Source organism: Nonomuraea sp. NPDC052265, from assembly GCF_044547985.1.
In the GTDB taxonomy this organism is placed as follows: Bacteria; Actinomycetota; Actinomycetes; order Streptosporangiales; family Streptosporangiaceae; genus Nonomuraea.
Genome location: NZ_JBIUBJ010000002.1, coordinates 386,717 through 404,543, shown reverse-complemented (window position 1 = coordinate 404,543; position 17,827 = coordinate 386,717). Strand labels below are relative to the sequence as shown.

Below are 17,827 nucleotides of genomic sequence, written 5' to 3'. Positions count from 1 at the left end.
TCGGCGCTCCCTCGGGCGCGGACCACCGGGCCTCCTGACTAGGCTTGACACGTGGCTGATTACGACGCTCTGCTCCTCCTGTCGTTCGGCGGCCCCGAAGGGCCCGACGACGTGCTGCCGTTCCTGGAGAACGTCGTGCGCGGGCGCGGCGTCCCGCGCGAGCGGCTGCTCGCGGTGGCCGAGCACTACCAGGGCTTCGGCGGCGTCAGCCCGATCAACCAGCAGAACCGCGAGCTGGTCGAGGCGCTGCGCCCGGTCCTGGGCGTGCCGGTCTACTGGGGCAACCGCAACTGGCATCCCTTCGGCGAGGACACCGTGCGGCAGATGGCGGCCGACGGCGTGCGCAGGGCCGCCGTCTTCGCCACCTCCGCATTCGCCGGCTATTCGAGCTGCCGCCAGTACTACGAGGACATCGCCAGGATCTCCGTCGAGGGCGGCCCCGAGCTGATCAAGATGCGGCACTTCGGCGACCATCCGGGGTTCGTCGCGGCGATGGCCGACCACACGCGCGCGGCGCTGGAGCGGCTCGGCCGCGACGACGCCAGGTTGGTGTTCACCGCCCACAGCATCCCGGTGTCGATGGCCGGGACCGCGGGCCCTTCGGGCGGCCTGTACGAGTCCCAGATCCGCGGGAGCGCCGAGCTGGTCAGCCGGGCGCTGGGCCGCGACGAGCCATGGGACCTGGTGTGGCAGTCGCGCAGCGGCCCCCCGCAGGTGCCGTGGCTGGAGCCCGACGTGTGCGACTTCCTGCGCAAGACGGACGCCGGCTCGGTCGTGCTGGTGCCGATCGGTTTCGTCTCCGACCACATGGAGGTCGTCTACGACCTCGACACCGAGGCCCGGCAGGTGGCCGCCGAGCTGGGCCTGCCGCTGGAGCGCGCGGCGACGGCCGGCACCCATCCGGCGTTCGTGCGCATGGTCAGGGAGCTGATGGACGAGCCCGAGCCCGTCCCGTGCCCGCTCACCTGCTGCCCGCGTCCGGTCCGTCCCGGCGGGCGGCCTCAGGCGTAGGTGCGGGCGTACGCCTCGGCGATGCCCATGACCTTGTTCACGTAGTCCCACGAGTGGTTGTAGAACCAGATCGCCTTGCGCAGTTTCTCGCCGCCCTTGCCCGCGCCGTTGGCGCACAGGTAGTTGGCGGCGCCGGGCACCGCGTCGTACGGGCTCCAGATGTCGGCCTTGCCGTCGCCGTCGCCGTCCACGCCGTAGTGCTTCCAGGTGGCGGGCATGAACTGCATCGGCCCCAGGGCGCCGGCGCTGGAGGGCCCGTTGTTGCGGCCGTGGCTGCTCTCGACCTGGCCGATGGCCGCCAGCACCGTCCATGACAGGCCGGGGCAGCGGGTGGCCGCGGCCTGGTAGAGCTCCAGATAGCTGCCCGGCCGTCCGACGTTGACCGGCTGCTGCTGCTGTTGTTGTTGTTGCCGCTGCCGCTGCTTGGCGCGGCCGGCCGCGTCGAGCACGACGACCTGCGCGCCCTTGCCCAGCAGCTTGCGCACCCCGGCCTCGCCGATCGTGCCCGGCTTGCCGTGCAGCAGCACCGCGACGCCCTTCGCGAAGCCGAGCGACCTGCCCACCTCGGCGCTGACCAGGCCGTCCACGCCGGAGAGCCCGAGCATGGCCGAGGCCGCCACCCGGAGCCTCGGGCCGCCGTCCACCTGGTACATCGCGCCGAGGATCATGCCGTACTTGCGCATGGTGGCGGCCTCGGCGACCAGCTCACCCCTGGCCAGCGCGCTCCAGACGGCGGGCTGGTCGGCGACGGGCTGGGGCGTCCAGGAGCGGAAGTCGGCGGGGTCGACGGCCAGCAGGTTCAGCGACGTGCCGGAGACCTTGACCGCGCCCGCGTCCACGACGGCCGCCTTCTGCACGTGCTTGAGCGCGCCGAGCGCGAGTCTCGTCCGGCTGGAGACCGTGGCGGGTGCGATCGCCAGCACGCGCGGCGGCGTCACGGTGACACCCGGCCCGCCCTGGCCGAAATCCTTGACCGGTGCCGTCGTGGGTACGAGCTGGTCGAGGCGGGGAGCGGCCTCCGGAACCGCGCGGGTGATCGGCCTGCGCACCGGCTCCTGGGCGGATCTGACCAGGTCATCGCCCGTGAGCACGACGACTCCCCCGGCCACGGCGGTGACCACGAGCACGCCGAGGACCGTGAGCAGGACCGCACGGAGAGAGGGAAGACCGGACATCAGGCACACGTTAACCCACTCACCGGAAATATCACTTGCCATCCGGACAGAGGGTGCGCGATCGTGGGGGCGCGAAGTAAGGGGGAAACAGCGTGGTCGGGCCTTACCGGGGTTTGTTCAAAGGGCCCGGCGTCAAAGGATTCGTGCTTGCCGGGCTCGTCGGCCGGATGCCGATGTCCATGCTCGGCATCGGGGTCGTGCTGCTGATCTCCACCGTCACCGGGTCCTTCGCCACCGCCGGAGCGGTCGGCGCCACCACGAACGTGGCCTTCGCGATCGCCGCGCCGCTGTCGGGGCGGCTGGTGGACAGGTTCGGACAGAACCGGGTGATCGCCCCCTTCTCGGTGGTCAACGCGCTGGCGATGGCCGCGCTGATGCTCAGCGCCGCGCTCCGCCTGCCCGAGTGGACCCTGTACGTCTCCGGCCTGCTGATCGGCGCGTCCTCCCTGTCCATCGGGTCGATGGTGCGGGCCCGCTGGTCCACGATCCACGGCGGCACGGGGACGCTGCACACCGCCTTCGCCTTCGAGTCCGTGGCCGACGAGGTGGTCTTCGTCACCGGTCCCGCGCTCGTCACGGTGCTGGCCACCGCGATCAACCCGTACGCGGGACTGTTGGTGGCGCTGGTGTGCATGCTCGGCGGCTGCCTGGCCCTGGCGGCGCAGCGGCGTACGCAGCCGCCCGTGCAGCCGGTCAGGACGGCCGGCGGCACGCCCATCCTGATCCCCGGCATCGCCCTGCTGTCGTGCGTCTACCTCGGGCTCGGCGCGGTGTTCGGCTCGGTGGACCTGATCATGGTCGCCTTCGCCGAGGAGCACGGTGTCAAGGGCGCCTCGGGATTCCTGCTGGCGGCGTTCGCGGGCGGGTCGATGGTGTCGGGGCTGTGGTTCGGCTCGCGGGAGTGGCGGATCTCGCTGCGCGCCCGGTTCATCCGCGCGCTGGGCGTGTTCGTGGTGGGCCTGCTGCCGATCCTGCTCGTGGACGACCCCTGGGTCATGGCCGCCGTGGCGTTCGTGGCCGGTCTGGCCATCTCGCCGACGCTCATCACCGGGTTCTCGCTCACCGAGCGGCTGGTCCCGCCGTCCCTGCTCACCGAGGGCATGGCGTGGATCTCCACCTCGATCGGGTTCGGCGTGGCGATCGGCGCGTGGGCGGGCGGGCGTCTCACCGACATCTTCGGCGCGTCCAGCGCGTTCGGCTTCGCGGTGGGCGCGGCGCTCCTGGCGGCGCTCGTGGGTGTCGGAGGTTCGGGTTTGCTGAGACTTCCGGAAGCGCCTTCACCCGTGGAGAGTTGATCCGCTACGGTCGGGAGTTATCCCTCGCAACACCCATCACACCGGAAGCTTTGCTATGTCCCGACAAATCACTTCACTTCTAGCTATCGCGGCAGTCTGCGTCACTCTGGCTCCCGCGCCCGCGTTCGCCCAGACGCCGAAGAAGGCCGAGGTCGATTGCGAGCAGGTCAAGTGCATCGCGCTGACCTTCGACGACGGACCCGGCCAGTACGCGGGAACGCTGCTGGACACCTTCAAGAAGTACGGCGCCAAGGCGACGTTCTTCCTGGAGGGCCAGTACGTCAACAGCCGCCCGGCCTTCGTCAAGCGCATGGTCGCCGAGGGCCACGAGGTGGGCAACCACAGCTACAAGCACCCCGACTTCACCAAGATCGACGCCGGGGAGATCAGGAACGAGATCAAGAAGACCCAGGACGCGGTCAAGAAGGCGTCGGGCGTCGAGCCCAAGCTGCTGCGCCCGCCGTACGGGCTGGCCGACATCCAGGTGTCCGACGTCGCGACCGAGTTCGGCATGCCGATGATCCTCTGGACGGCCGGCTCGCACGACTGGGACACCAAGAACGTCGAGGCCATCAAGAAGAAGACCCTTGAGGTGGCCGAGCGCGACGGCATCATCCTCATGCACGACTGGGTCAAGCAGACCGTGGACGGCATGCCGGCCATCATCAAGTCCCTGCAGGCCAAGGGGTACCACCTGGTGACGGTCTCCGACGTCATCAAGCAGCAGAACCTGCAACCCGGTCAGATTTTCCCGGTTCCCGAAGGCTGGGAGAAGTGAGTATCGTTCACGTTTAATCGGAACGACGCTCGGAGGGGCGCCTCATGGTCTTCACTAACTGGGCCGGGAACCAGACGGGCGCCCCTGCCGAGGTGCGCACACCCGCGAACGTGGCGGACGTCGTCCAGGCCGTGCGGGACGCGTCGGCCGCCGGGCGCCGCCTGCGCATGGTCGGCACGGGCCACTCCTTCACCGGGGTGGCCCTCACCGACGGGATCATGCTCCGTCCCGAGGGCCTGAGCGGCATCAGGTCCGCCGCCGAGGACCGCGTCACCGTCCAGGCCGGCACGCCGCTCAAGGTGCTGAACGAGCTGCTCGACCGGCGCGGCCTGGCCCTGGCCAACATGGGCGACATCACCGAGCAGACCGTCGCCGGCGCGATCCAGACCGGCACCCACGGCACCGGCCGCGACAGCGGCGGCCTGGCCGACCAGGTCGCCGAGCTGGAGCTGGTGCTCGCCGACGGCTCGGTCGTCACGGCCGTGCCCGGCGAGGACCTGTTCGACGCGGCCAGGGTCGGCCTCGGGGCGCTCGGCGTGCTGACGGCCGTGACGTTCCGGGTGGAGCCGGCGTTCCTGCTGCGCAACCGGCGGCGCAGGATGACGCTCACCGACATCCTCGCCTCGCTCGACTCGATGACCTCGGCCAACGAGCACCTCGACTTCTTCTGGCTGCCGCACACCGACGCCTGCCTGGTCAAGACCAACAACAGGGACGCGGGCCCGGCCAGGCCGCCGAGCGCGTTCAAGCACTGGCTGGACAACGTTTTCCTGGAGAACACCGTCTTCGGCGCCGCCTGCGCCGTCGGCGGGCGGCGTCCGGCGCTGATCCCGCGGATCAACGCGATCAGCGCGGCGGCGTTGGGCGACTCGGAGGCGGTGGACACCTCGTACAAGGTGTTCACGGCCCGCCGCGACGTGCGTTTCCTGGAGATGGAGTACGCCGTGCCGCGCGAGCACCTGGCCCAGGCGCTGCGCGAGACCCGCGACCTGGTCGACAGGATGGACTGGAAGATCACCTTCCCCGTCGAGGTGCGCGTCACGCCGCCCAGCGACGCCTGGCTGTCCACCGCGTACGGCCGCGACTCGGCCTACGTCGCCTGCCACATCTACCGCCCCACGCCCAACCCCGCCTACTTCGAGGGCGTGGAGGAGATCATGAACCGGCTGGAGGGCCGGCCGCACTGGGGCAAGCTGCACACCAGGGACGCCGCGTACCTGCGCAAGGTCTACCCGCGCTTCGACGACTTCGTCGCGCTGCGCGACCGGCTGGACCCGCGCCGGGTGTTCACCAACGACTACCTCGACGTCGTGCTGGGCTAGCGCCCCTCCTGCTGGAGTGGCGGCTCGTCCTGGGGCTGCGTGGCCGGGGGCGCGCTGGACTGCTGCTCGCCCGGGTCGGGACGCTCCTGCTCCTCCTCAGTGGGCTGCGGCGTCTCGGGGACGGGCTCGCCCGTGTCCGTGGGCGTGGGCGTGGGCGTCGGCGTGAGGCTCGGCTCCGGCTCCCCGGTCTCGGAGGGCGGCGGCGTGGTCGGCGTGTCCGTCGGCGTCGGGGTCGGGGTCGGGGTCGGCGACTCCGCCGGCCCGGTCGGCACCACCTCGCGGTCCTGGCGGTCGCGCCCCTGGTCCTGGACGGGGGCGCGCTGATGCTCCTTCACCGGCGTCTGCCTGCCGGTGACCCGCTCGTGCAACGTCTGGTGGTCGAGGGCCTGGAAGGCGAGGATGCCGCCCATGCTGACCGCGAACACCAGCGCGGCCGCCACCGCGATCTTCAGCCACGGCAGCCCCCTGCGCCCGTCGGGCTCGACGACCGGCATGACCAGCGTGTCCCGCCCGCCTCCGCCGCCCGCCTGAACGGCGAACACAGCGGTCTCATCGCCGTCCCTGGCGGTGGGTCGCACGGCCGTCCCCTCACCCGCCGCCGTCTCCTCGCCCGCGGCCGGGGTGGCGTACGCGGCCGCGGCGAGCAGGCCCTTGCCTTCTTCCTGCTCCTCGTGCCACGCGGACAGCGTGTGCTGCTTGACCCGGTCACCGGTGCGCTTGAGATAGTGCGTGTAGACGGCGCTGGCCACCGTGCTCGCGATGCTGACGACGGCGGCGCCGATCACGGTGCCCGCCACCCCGAGGTAGGACGCGGCCACCGCGGCGGTGACGGCGGCGAGGGCGCTCCCGAGGATCTGTGGCACGCTCAGCTCGAACTTCCGCTGCTCGGCGGTCATCCCCCGGATCAGTCCCCTCTGGTCATACGTTCGGTAAAGAGCTTCCTCGTGAATAGACGCGAGCGCGTGTCCCGTTGTTCCTGTGACCTGCGCGACAGGCATCCTCGTAACTCGTGCCCCGACGATTCGGCCTACCCTCCGTCTACCTCGCCGCGGCCGTGGCGACGGCCGCGACGACCGCTGTCCCTCTCGCCATGACGCCCGCCTCCGGACTCGCCCTGCGCCCCTCGGCCTCCGAGCCCACCCGGCCCTACATCGTCACCGCCCGCAGCCGCGTGGACGCCCGGGACCTCGTCGCGGAGGTGAGATGGCGGGTACGGCGCTACTACACCGAGGCCCTGCCCGGATTCGCCACCTTCCTGACCGCCGGCGAGCTGGTCGAGCTCAGATCGGACCCTCGCGTCCTGGCGGTCGAGCCCGACCGCGAGATCCACGCCATGCCAGGCGACGCGCCCGCCCCCGCCGACACGTCCGACACGTCCGACACGTCCGCCGGCGCGGGCACGACCGTTTACGTCGTGGACAGCGGCGTCGACGTCACCCGGCCCGAGTTCGGCGACCGGGCCTGGCGCGCCTTCGACGCCACCGGCGGCACCGGGCGCGACTGCGGCGGGCACGGCACGCGCGTGGCCAGGGCCGTCGCCGCGCAGGCGCCGGAGGCCAGGATCGCGTCGGTACGGGTGCTCGGCTGCGCGGGGTCGGGCTCGCTGGCCGACGTGCTGGCCGGGCTCGACTGGATCCGGCGGCACGCGCGCGGCCCGTCCGTCGTCACGCTCGCCGCCGACGGGGCCGACTCGCCCGCGCTCGACGCCGCCGTACGGTCGCTGGTGCGCTCGGGCGTGTTCGTCGTGGGCGCGGCCGACTCGGGCTGGTGCCAGGTTGCCTCCGGCGGGCCGACGTTCTCGGCGGGCGCCCCGTACCTCGCCGCCGCGGCGGCGCGTCTTCTCGAACGCAGTCCCGACGCCGGCCCGTCCCTTGTCGCGAGTTCGCTGAAGTGCACAACAGCACGCGCCGCGATTCGCCAGAATCCGTCGAGGAGCCCTAACCTCCTCATGCACAGCGGCGGGCATTAGAGGAAATGGAATCCACGAATGTGACCGGCGTCACATCGCCCCCGGGGCTTCCCAGGAAGGCGATGTTCGGACATGCCGGGTACGGTGCTGGCAGGCAACCGGCACACGCGAGAGACTCAAGGGTCCGGGGGAAGAATGGCGACGCTGACGAAGGGACTCGCATGCAGGAGCTCCGACTCGTCGCGGTGAGTGAGGACGGCACCTATCTCGTGCTGGCTACTGCCGGGCGGGGTACGCGCTTCACCCTTCCCGTGGACGACCGGCTCCGTGCTGCCGTCCGCGGCAACTTCTCCCGTCTCGGCCAGTACGAGATCGAAGTGGAGAGCCCGTTGCGCCCCAAGGAGATCCAGGCACGCATCCGCGCCGGAGAGACAGCGGAAGAAATCGCCGCGACCGCCGGGATCCCGGTCGAACGAGTCCGCTGGTTCGAGGGCCCGGTGCTGCAGGAGCGGGAGTACGTCGCCCAGCAGGCGCAACGCGTCGCCGTCCGCATGCCCGGGGAGACCGCGCCCGGTCCCACCCTCGGCGAGCTGGTGGCCGAGCGGCTGACCAGGCGCGGCGTGCCCACCGACGAGATCGACTGGGATTCGGCCAAGCGCGACGACGGCCTGTGGCGGGTCAAGCTCGGCTACGTCTGGAACGGTCACACGCGCCACGCCGAATGGCTCTTCGACCCGCGCAAGCGCCACGTCTCCCCGCACGACGACGAGGCCATGCGCCTGTCGTCCGCCGACTTCGATCCCGAGCCCGCCGTGGTGGAGGACACCACGGTCACGCCGTTCGCGCCGCGGGTGGCCAAGCTGCAGCCGGTGCCGCCGCTCGCCTCCGACCCGCTGCCCTTCCCGTCGGTCGTACGCCGCGAGCCGGAGGAGCCGGCCGTCGGCTACACCCCGCCGCCCAGGTCCGCCGACACCGGCGGACACGGCCGCGGCCCGGACCTGTCAGGGCGTGACGTGCCCGGACGCGACGTGCCGTTCGACCGGCCGTCCCCGTCCCGGGAGACCGCGTCGGACACCTCTTCGTCCCTGCCCGACACCCGCGCCCCCTTCCGGGGCGAGGGCTTCCACCCCGACCCGTCTCACGCCGACGGCTTCCGCACCCCCTCCCGAGGGGACGCGCACCGCCCCGACCCCTCCCACACCGACGCACTCCGCGGCGACGACACCCGCGACCAAGGGTTCCGCGGCGAGGACAGCCGCGCCGAGGGCCGCCGTGGGGAGACCGCAGGGCGCGAGACCGGCTTCGGCCGCTCCACCGACGCCTCCTCCCGCCGCGCCGGGACGTCACCGTGGCTGCCCGACTTCGGCGCCGGCCGCTCCGGCGAGCGCGACGACTCCATCTACGCGCCCGCCACACCGGCCTCCCGCCCGCTCACCTCCCACCCGGCGCCCACCGAGCCCGCCGCACCCACTCAGCCGCCCGCGACACCCGAGCTCCGCACGCAGTCACCTGCCACCCCGGAGCCCGGTACGCAGTCGTCCGCCACTCCGGAGCCCGGTACGCAGTCGTCCGCCGCTCCGGAGTCTGGGACGCAGCAGCCCGCGACACCGCAGCCTCTCGGTCAGCAGGCGGCGTCCGCGCCGGCGCCCGCCCCCGAGGTCCCGGCGACGTCGTCGGCTGTTGACGCCCCGGCGACGTCGGGCGCTCCTGACGTTGTCGCGACGTCGGCCGATGATGACGGCGCGGCGGCGCGGGCGGCGGAGCAGGCGTCCTCGTCGACGGCGGTCGGCGAGCCCACCGCCCGGTCCGAAGCTCCGGTCTCGGACCCGGCCCGGCCTGCCACCTCCACCTCTACGCCCACTCAGCCGGAGCCCGCCGCCACCTCGGCAGCCCAGCCAGAGCCCCCGGCCGCCTCCACCGTCCAGCCGGAGGCCTCCACCGCCACGGAAGTCCCGAAGCCCGACACCGCGCCGGCCGGCTCCGAGAGCGGCAGTGCGCAGACCGTCGAGCCCGAGGCAAGCGACTCCACCGCGCCCGCGACGCCCGAGGCCACCAGCACCGCCACCGCTGACGACACGAAGCCCGCCACGACCGACGCCGCAGCCACCACGACCGAGAAGCCCGCCACCACGCAGGCGGCCCGGCAGGCGACCACGCCGGACGCGACGTCAAGCGCCCCGACCACCTCGGAGGCCGCGACCACGACGCCCGCGTCCCCTGCGCCCGCAACCGCCGGGCCGCAGGACGTCCCGCCCGCAACCGCCGGGCCGGACAACGCGGCGACCGTGACCGCCGGGCCGGAGGATGCGGCAACCGCAGCGCAGCCCACCGCTGACACGGCCCCGGCCACCGCACCGCCCGCCACCACGGCAACCGCCCAGGACGCGTCGACCGCCGAGATGCCCGCCACCACCTCACAGGACGCACCGGCCGACGAAACGCCGACAGCGGCCACCCCGGACACATCGGCCGACGAGACGCCCACGGCCACCTCGCAGGACACGTCACACGACGAGGCGCCCACGGCCGCCTCGCAGCAGTCCTCGGCCGCGCCGTCGCCGGCCGAACAGGGCGCGGCGGAGTCCGAGGACGCGGAGCAGGAGAGCCCGGCCACGGCACCGGAGGCTCCGGACGCCGAGGGTGCCGCCGTGGCGGAGGCGTCCGAAGAGGTGGCAGAGAAGGCAGAGGTGGCCGAGAGGAAGGCGCCCGCGCCCAAGCCCAAGCCCGGCCCGCCCAAGGGCATTCCGCCGGTCCCGGCCGCGCGTCCCGGCAAGGACGACGCCAAGGACGGCAGCAAGGGACCGGGCAAGGAGGACGTCCCGGTGCCCTCTCCGCCGCCCGCTCCGGCCGCGCGTCAGGCGCGCAAGGGTGCGCGAGGCCGCCGCGCCTCCGTGCCGACGTGGGACGAGATCATGTTCGGCGCCCGCCGCCAGGACTGACCCTCGCCCGATCAGGGGCACCATCCGCGATCATCGACAAAGGCCGCGCCCACCTCAGCCGGAGGGCGCGGCCTCGGTCGTTCAGGGACGCGGTGCCGGCCGGGCCGAGCTCGTGAACGACGCCCTTCAAGGAGCCGCCGCGGAGAGATCGGCCGCCGGAACCCGGCGCGGGTGTCGCCGCCTTGCGCGGAACCGGCTGCCCGGGGGCCGGGCGGAGGCGTTCAGTGTTGTGGCGGGAAGGTGCGGGCCGGCGCCTGGGGCTGCATGAACGGGGCCAGCCACTCCGGCGTCACCTCGGCAGGGAACGCGGCCCCCTGAGCCTCCGAGACGTCCAGCGCGTGGTAGCCGCCCTTCCCCGCCCCGACCCCGGCGATCAGCGTCAGCACGCCGGCCCGTCGCTGGAACCAGGTCTGGCGCAGCCGCCAGCCCACCACGGCCCGGCGTTCGACCACCGCCTCGGCGCGGCGCAGCGAGCCCGACCGGACCACCAGCCGGGCCCCGTCGTAGCCGTGGCCCAGGGAGGCGTACCGGTCGAGGCCCAGGAACACCCCAGCGCCCGCCAGGAGCAACGCCAGGACCGTCAGGACCCACCAGAGCATCATTCCTGTGGCCCACGCCCCGGCGGCGCTCAGCGCGGCCAGGAGGAGCCAGGGGAAGACCGCCCGGAACAGACGGCGGTTGCGGGCGACGGGCGGATGGGGGCGCAGGGTGGAGCGGAAGGGGCCGACCGCGTCGGCGGTGACGTTGACGGCCACCTGGCGCGGCACGTCGGGCAGGAGTTGCCCGCGCGTCTCGGAGTCGCCGAGCCCGGTCACGATCGCCCAGACGCGGACGACCCCGGCCAGGCGTTCGGCCAGACCGTCGACGATCTCGTAGCCGCGCACCCGGCGGGACTCCAGCGACACGCTGCGCCGGTTGATCAGCCCGCGCTCGGCCACGAGGTAGCCGTCGCGGCGGGTGAGCCTGAAGTCCCAGTTGAACACCGCGTACATGACGCCGCCGACGAACGGCATGGCCACGACCAGCAGCAACGCCACGACGAGCAGCAGGTAGGGGTGCCCCCACAGCCACTCGCCCGCGCTCCAGGCGGCGTCCTGGCCGAAGCCCAGGTCGTCGCCCCACTGGAAGGCCAGCCCCACCGCGCCGCCGGCGAGCGCGAACGGCGTGAGCAGGTACGCCCCGGACAAAGGCCCGTACAGGAGCCACCGGCGCGGGACGGCGATGATCGGCCGGTCGACGCGGGCCGGACCGGGCCCGGGGATGTGCTCGGCGGCCCTGACCTGGACGGCACGGCGCAGCAGCACCGCCTTGAGGCGTTCGGCCTCGCCCAGGGTGACGCCGTCGAGCGCGGCCTCCTCGTCGTCGCCGCTCGCGCCCGTGTCGACCTTGAGCACGGCGAGGCCGAGTATGCGGTGCATGGGCGGCGTGGACACGTCCACGCCGCGCACCCGCTCCAGCGGGATGGTCCGGATCGAGCGGCTGATCAGCGAGCGCTTGGTCTCCAGGCGGTCGCCGACGATCTCGTACGTGAAGGTGGCCCAGCGGATGACCGCGAACACGACGGTGCCGATGACCCCGAACGCCGCCCACGCATAGGACCTGGCCGAGAAACCGCCCACGAACAGCACGCCGACCAGGGGCAGCAGCAGCGAGGGCAGCATGCGTACCGGATCGATGAGCAGCACCTTGGTGCTCAGCCGCCGCGGCGCGGAGGGCGGAGGCGGCATCGGTGGGGGCGGGGACGGCAGTGACGGCGGTGGCGGCGGCTGGGTCACGTGGCGTCGTCCCTGAGCTCTTCGGCGCGGTGGGCGAGCCGTTCGGCGAGGCCGGCCGCCACCTCGAAGTCGAGACCCTTGATCGTGGAGGAGCCGGCGTGGGAGGCGGTGCGGATCTCCAGCGTGGCCAGGCCCAGCAGCCGTTCCATCCAGCCCTGGCCCTTGTCGACCGTCTGGATGCGGCTCACCGGCACGAACACCCACTCCCTGGTCAGGAACCCCGACCTGGCGTAGACGACGTCGCCCGACAGCTCCCAACGGTGCACGGCGTACCGGATGAACGGCTCCGCCGCGAGGAACGGCGTCAGCACCACCCCGACGACCAGCGGCAGCAGCCAGGAGTGCGCGGCGAACCAGGACGGCACCCACGACCACCCGCTGCCGCCCACCCACCCGGCCACCACGACCGAACCGCCCACGAAGAACACGAACGCGATCGCCGCCTGCAGCAACCACAGGCGGCGGGCTTTGGGCGAGACGCGGTGCGCGGGGTCACGCAGTGGGGCTTTTGACGTCACAACACCAGCTTAGGGCGCGCAACCCGAAAGCCGATCTGACTACGCCCCCCGGCGGGTGAAGGCGCACCTCGCCCAGCGGCCGGGGGGGTGAAGGCGGAGCGCGTTCACTCGACGGTGGGTAAAGATCCGGCGGCTGTGGCGGCGTGTCGGGCGGACGGCCGGGCGCCGGAGGTGCATGCTCGGTGGCGGCCGGCCGCAGGCTGTCGAGCTTGGCCACGTCGGCGGCGCCACGTTCGTGCCATCCAGGCCCGGCGGCGCGTTACCGCACCACGCGCGAAACGCCCTCACGAAGCGTGGCAGCCGCCGTTCCCCCGCATGGCACACCCGCCTCTTCCGGCGCACCTGAATTTTGCCTGCCGGACGCCGACCGAAACCATGCCCGTTTTGTCCTTCCCGCTCGCCCGCCGGGCCTCCGCCGCGCGCCGCGGGGAACGGGCAGGCCAGGAAGGTCATGGGAACACCGGCCCCGCATCCCGGCCGACGACGTCGCTGTGGCCAACTTCACCCCCAAGATCCCCGCATTCTGACCGGTTTCGGCTCCTTTACCGACGACCGACCATCGGGAAACGGTCTGCGCACCGCCGAGAGCCGCGTAGCATCATCCGGCATGGGGCTGTGTAACACGGCATCACGTGTGAGGCGGGCCGCTGTCAGTGTGACAGTGGTGGTTTTCGCGCTCACCCTGTCAGGTTGCGCCGCCCTGGGCATCGGAAGATCGCAAGCCAAGGAGATCGCGGAGATCAACGTCTCGAGCCCGGAGTTGCACGACGGCATGCCGCTGCCGAGCGAGTTCTCCTGCCGGGGCCGCCAGGGCAGCCCGCCGCTGCGCTGGTCCAGCGAACCCTTGCCGAAGGCCAAGTCGATCGCGATCGTGGTCGATTCCCATACTCCCTCCGAATCGGCCGTGCACTGGGTGCTCTACAACATCCCGGCGACCACGACCGAGCTGGGGCCGGGTGCCGCCGAGAGTCCGCCTGAGGGCTCCGGCCAGGCCAAGGTCACCAGTGGTAAGGCGGGCTACGAACCGCCCTGCAACACCCCGGGCAGCTACCGGTTCACCGTCTACACCCTGAGCGACAAGGTCGTGGCCAAAGAGGGCGGGCTCCCCGAAATTCTGAAGGAGATCGCCGACCACACGATCGCCCGGGGCCGGCTGACGGCGGTGAACATCCAGTGACAGATCGATCACCGCAGGTAGACCGGATGGACCAATTCTTTACGTAGGGTGTGACAACTCTCATAGTGGTCCGACAGAATCAGATCCAATTGTTAGGCATTGGTGATCAAAGGGGGCAGATCGTGTCGATGGCCGCGCGATCTCACCGATGCCAAAGGGAGGCCATGGCTTTGAGGGTGGTGCAATGATCGCGGTCGTCGTGAGCTTGGTCGCTGTCGTGCTCCTCGTGCTCGTCGTCGTGGCACTGGGCATGCGTTCCATGAACCGCCGGGAGAGCTCTCTCCCTCCGGAACGGCTGAAGGAGATGGCCGAGAAGGAGGAGATGACGCACGCCCGGTCCACCGACGAGTTCGCCGCGCACGAACCACGGATGGCCAATTTCAGCCCTGACTTCTCCCCCATCGACGAGGTGAAGCAGAAACCCGTCCGCACCGGCCAGCGTGGCAGGCGTGGCGTCGACGAGTGGGGCAACCCCACCACCGACAACGAGGACGAGGAGTTCTGGGCGAACATCCGCAGCGACGCCGAGGAGGGCGGCTTCGGCGCCGGTGGCACCGTGGCGGCCAGGAAGGGCGCCGCGCGTCCCGTCGAGCGTGAGCAGCCCGCCGAGCGCCGTGAACGTCCGGCCGAGCGCCGTGAGCGTCCCGCGAAGCCTCAGCCCGTGGCCGCCGCCGCCGACCCCAACGCCGCGACCGTCCAGGCCCCTCTCCCCCAGCGCCAGCCCGCCGCCGCGGCCAACCTCGCCGACCTGGTGGAGCCCGCCAGGCGACCGGTTCCCTCCGCGTCCGACATGGCCGACCAGCGCACGGTGACGTTCGCGGCGCCGACGCCCGACGTGCTGAGCCTTCTCGGCGGGGGCGCCCAGCCGGTCGTGCCGGCCTCGCGTCCCGAGGCGCTGCCCGCGAGCGGCGCTCACCCGGCCGTCCCTGCCGCGGGCGGCAGCGGCTCGTACCCCGCCTCCCCCTCCTACCCGGCGACAGCCGGCGGGGGCTACTCCGGCGTCACCTCCAGCGGGTCCTTCCCTGTCGCCCCGGTCACGCCCATCCACGGCGCGCCGACCAGCGACCCGTTCCCCGCCTACACCAACGCGGCCGGCAACGTGGCCGACCCTCTTGAGACGACCTGGACGGGCACGCCCGCCGCGGCCACCTCCGGCTCCTGGCCCGCCGCCTCGCCCGACATCCTCGACGACCCCTCCCCCACCTCCTACGGCGGCCCGGCGAGCTCCTGGCCCGCCTTCGTCGAGCAGCCCGCGGCCACCGGTTCCCCGGCCGCCGCCTTCCCGGCGTCGTACGAGGTGCGCCCCGGCTGGGCCGTGGCCGACGACGCCGGCGCGCCGATCACGGGCCCCTCTCCGGCCACCGGCACCCCGACCATCCCCGCCCGCGCGGTCTCGGCCTACGACGACGTCCTGTCGGCTCCTCCGGCGACGCCCCAGCCCTCCTCGGCCGCGTACGAGACCGGCGACTTCGCCGCCGGGCCCGGCCCCGCCTGGCCCGAGCCGCCCTCCGGCACGGCGAACTGGCCGACGTACGGCGGGCAGTCGCAGGGCTCGGCCGCTCCCGCCCAGGGCGACAAGGGCGGCGGTCGCCGCCGGGCTCCCGAGCAGGACTACAACGACTACTACCGCTGATCTCCGGCCTCTTACCGAATGAGTAAAACCCCCGCGACGACCCCCTGAAGCGGGGGTGGCGCACCACTAGGGTTTCCGGCATGATCGGCGATACCCTCAGTAGCTGGTTGCGTACGCTACGGCATGATCTACCCGCTTCGCTCGTGGTCTTCCTCGTCGCAGTCCCGTTCTCCCTGGGCATCGCGACGGCCTCGGGCGCCCCGCCGGCCGCCGGGCTCATCGCCGCCGTCGTGGGCGGGCTCGTGGCCGGCTCGCTGGGCGGGTCGGCCGTCCAGGTGAGCGGGCCCGCGGCCGGGTTGTCCGTGGTGGTCGTGGAGCTGGTGCGGATCCACGGCTGGCGGGCCACGTGCATGATCACGTTGCTGGCGGGGGTCGTGCAGCTCGTGCTCGGCGTGGTCAAGGCCGCCAGGGCGGTGCCGGCTCTCTCCCCCGCGGTCGTCCGCGGTCTGCTGGCCGCCGTCGGCGTGATCCTCGCGCTCTCCCAGCTGCACGTGCTCCTCGGCGGGCAGCCTCAGCTCTCGGTTTTGGCCAACCTGGCCGACCTGCCCGGGCAGATCGCCGGTCTCCACGGGCACAAGGTCGCGCTGGGCCTGTTCACGATCGTGGTGCTCGCGTTGTGGACGCGGCTGCCCGGGCGGGTCAGGGCGGTGCCGGCGCCGCTGGTCGCGCTGCCGGCCGCGGCGGGCGTCGCCTGGCTGTCCGGCTGGGACGTCACCCGCGTCGACCTGGCCGGCAGCTTCTCCGGGTGGGGCTTCCCCGTGCTGCCGTCCGCCGACTGGCACACGATCGTGGGCGCGGTGCTGCTCGTGGCGATGCTGGGCAGCGTCGAGTCGCTGCTGGGCTCGGCCGCCGCCGACGGGACGCACCCCGGCCGCCGCGCCGACCTCGACCAGGAGCTGACCGGACAGGGCGTGGCCAACATGGTGTCGGGCGCGCTGGGCGGCCTGCCGGTCGCCGGCGGAATCGTGCGTACGGAGGCGAACGTGCGGGCGGGCGGGCGCACCCGGTCGGCGTCGATCCTGCACGGGGTGTGGGTGCTGGTGTTCGCGGTGGGGTTCGGCTGGATGGTCCGGCTGATCCCGCTGGAGGCGCTGGCCGCGCTGCTGGTGTTCACCGGCGTGCGGATGGTGGGCCTCGCGCGCGTCAGGAAGGACCGGGGGCACGGCGCGGTGCCGGTCTACGTGGTGACGGTGGTGTCCGTGCTCGTGCTGGGCCTGGCCGAGGGGGTGCTGGCCGGGCTGGCGCTGGCCGCGCTGCTCGCGCTGCGCCGGCTGACCTGGGTGAACGTACGCAGGCGCGAGGAGCAGGACGGCCGGCTGCACGTGACGGTCAGCGGCTCGCTGACGTTCCTCGGCGTGCCCAGGCTCACGCACGAGCTGCGGTCGATCGCCGCTGGTACGCCGGTCGACCTCGATCTGACCATCGACTTCATGGACAACGCGGCTTTCGAGGCCGTCCACTCCTGGCGGCTGGACCACGAGCGGACGGGCGGCACGGTCGACATCGACGAGCCGTACGACGAGTGGTACGCGCTGGCGGCCCGCGGCACCCGTACCGGAAGGTCGCCCGACCGGCGGTGGGTGCCATGGACGCAGCGGACGCGTCCGGAACGTCGTACCATCCCGGACGACGGCGGCTCGACCCCCGCGACCTGCACCGGCGCGTCGCACGACCTCCACCGCCGGACGGTTCCGCCGGTGCGGCCGATCTTCACCGAGCTGGCGCGCAAGCAACAGCCGACCCACCTGTTCATCACGTGCGCCGACTCCAGGATCGTGCCCGGTCTGATCACGGCGAGCGGCCCCGGCGACCTGTTCACCGTGCGCAACATCGGCAACCTGGTGCCGCGCCGCGGCTCCGAGCCGCACGACGACTCGGTCGTGGCCGCGATCGAGTACGCCACGCAGGTGCTCGGCGTACGCACGATCACCGTGTGCGGGCATTCGGGGTGCGGGGCGATGGCCGGGGTGCTCAGCGCGGGGGTGCAGGCGGGCAGCCTGCCGGGGCTGCGGCGGTGGCTGCGGCACGGGAACCACAGCCTGGCCAGGTTCATCGAGACCGAGGGCGACCGGCTGCACAAGGGGGCCCTCGACGTGCTGTGCCGGGTGAACGTGCAGCAGCAGCTGGAGAACCTGCGAACCTACCGGAAGGTGGACGAGCAGGTCAGGGCGGGCAAGCTGGAGCTGGTGGGCCTGTACTTCGACATCGGGTCGGCGCGGGTGCACCTGGTGCCGCCGCTGCGGTCTTCGCTCTCCGTGAAGTTGTGAGCCCGCGCCCCGGCGGGCGCCGAAGATG

General features: G+C 72.5%; 13 protein-coding genes. 9 read left to right on the top strand and 4 right to left on the bottom strand.

All coding sequences use genetic code 11. From position 1 onward, the window contains the following. Nucleotides 1–51: 51 nt before the first annotated feature. Nucleotides 52–1,011, top strand: a complete 960-nt coding sequence (locus ACIHAD_RS06960; protein ID WP_397353409.1) for a ferrochelatase — start codon at nt 52–54, stop codon at nt 1,009–1,011. Here ACIHAD_RS06960 and ACIHAD_RS06955 read toward each other — a convergent pair. Beyond that, on the bottom strand, nt 1,002–2,186 hold the full coding sequence (locus ACIHAD_RS06955; protein ID WP_397353408.1) for a lytic murein transglycosylase: 1,185 nt from the start codon (nt 2,184–2,186) through the stop codon (nt 1,002–1,004). The two genes, ACIHAD_RS06960 and ACIHAD_RS06955, sit on opposite strands and share 10 nt — an antisense overlap. Nucleotides 2,187–2,329: 143 nt before the next feature. On the opposite strand from ACIHAD_RS06955, the gene ACIHAD_RS06950 reads away from it, so the two are divergent. Genes ACIHAD_RS06950 through ACIHAD_RS06940 form a run of 3 tightly spaced genes read left to right on the top strand, consistent with a single transcriptional unit; the run spans nt 2,330 to nt 5,581 of the window. Further along, the gene (locus ACIHAD_RS06950) at nt 2,330–3,481 is read left to right on the top strand and encodes an MFS transporter (RefSeq protein ID WP_397353407.1); all 1,152 of its coding nucleotides are present in this window, start codon (nt 2,330–2,332) and stop codon (nt 3,479–3,481) included. Between the two features lie 55 nt (nt 3,482–3,536). Further along, on the top strand, nt 3,537–4,259 hold the full coding sequence (locus ACIHAD_RS06945) for a polysaccharide deacetylase family protein (RefSeq protein ID WP_397353406.1): 723 nt from the start codon (nt 3,537–3,539) through the stop codon (nt 4,257–4,259). Nucleotides 4,260–4,303: 44 nt separating this feature from the next. Beyond that, nucleotides 4,304–5,581 (top strand): D-arabinono-1,4-lactone oxidase, encoded by a 1,278-nt coding sequence (locus ACIHAD_RS06940; protein WP_397353405.1) that lies wholly within the window; start codon nt 4,304–4,306, stop codon nt 5,579–5,581. On the opposite strand, the gene ACIHAD_RS06935 is transcribed toward ACIHAD_RS06940, so the two are convergent. Then, nucleotides 5,578–6,477, bottom strand: coding sequence for a hypothetical protein (locus tag ACIHAD_RS06935; protein ID WP_397353404.1), 900 nt, complete (start codon nt 6,475–6,477; stop codon nt 5,578–5,580). The two genes, ACIHAD_RS06940 and ACIHAD_RS06935, sit on opposite strands and share 4 nt — an antisense overlap. Nucleotides 6,478–6,590: 113 nt before the next feature. Between ACIHAD_RS06935 and ACIHAD_RS06930 the strand changes: the two genes are divergently transcribed. Both ACIHAD_RS06930 and sepH read left to right on the top strand, forming a co-directional pair. Further along, nucleotides 6,591–7,550, top strand: a complete 960-nt coding sequence (locus tag ACIHAD_RS06930) for a S8 family serine peptidase (protein WP_397353403.1) — start codon at nt 6,591–6,593, stop codon at nt 7,548–7,550. Nucleotides 7,551–7,711: 161 nt separating this feature from the next. Beyond that, complete coding sequence (gene sepH / locus ACIHAD_RS06925; protein WP_397353402.1) at nt 7,712–10,429, top strand: septation protein SepH; 2,718 nt, start codon at nt 7,712–7,714, stop codon at nt 10,427–10,429. A 221-nt stretch (nt 10,430–10,650) separates the two neighbouring features. Here the strand turns inward: sepH and ACIHAD_RS06920 are convergent, their stop codons facing one another. Next, nucleotides 10,651–12,156 carry a PH domain-containing protein gene (locus ACIHAD_RS06920; RefSeq protein WP_397353400.1) on the bottom strand — a complete coding sequence of 502 codons (1,506 nt, stop codon included), beginning with the start codon at nt 12,154–12,156 and terminating at the stop codon, nt 10,651–10,653. A gap of 44 nt (nt 12,157–12,200) precedes the next feature. Then, entirely contained in the window at nt 12,201–12,722 is a 522-nt protein-coding gene (locus tag ACIHAD_RS06915; protein ID WP_397353399.1) for a PH domain-containing protein, read from the bottom strand. A gap of 607 nt (nt 12,723–13,329) precedes the next feature. Between ACIHAD_RS06915 and ACIHAD_RS06910 the strand changes: the two genes are divergently transcribed. The 3 genes from ACIHAD_RS06910 (at nt 13,330) to ACIHAD_RS06900 (ending at nt 17,799) form a co-directional block, all read left to right on the top strand. Beyond that, nucleotides 13,330–13,899: a YbhB/YbcL family Raf kinase inhibitor-like protein gene (locus tag ACIHAD_RS06910; protein WP_397353398.1), complete on the top strand. Its 570-nt coding sequence runs from the start codon at nt 13,330–13,332 to the stop codon at nt 13,897–13,899. A gap of 199 nt (nt 13,900–14,098) precedes the next feature. After that, nucleotides 14,099–15,532: a hypothetical protein gene (locus ACIHAD_RS06905; protein WP_397353396.1), complete on the top strand. Its 1,434-nt coding sequence runs from the start codon at nt 14,099–14,101 to the stop codon at nt 15,530–15,532. An 80-nt stretch (nt 15,533–15,612) separates the two neighbouring features. Then, on the top strand, nt 15,613–17,799 hold the full coding sequence (locus tag ACIHAD_RS06900; protein WP_397353395.1) for a SulP family inorganic anion transporter: 2,187 nt from the start codon (nt 15,613–15,615) through the stop codon (nt 17,797–17,799). Nucleotides 17,800–17,827 lie beyond the last annotated feature (28 nt).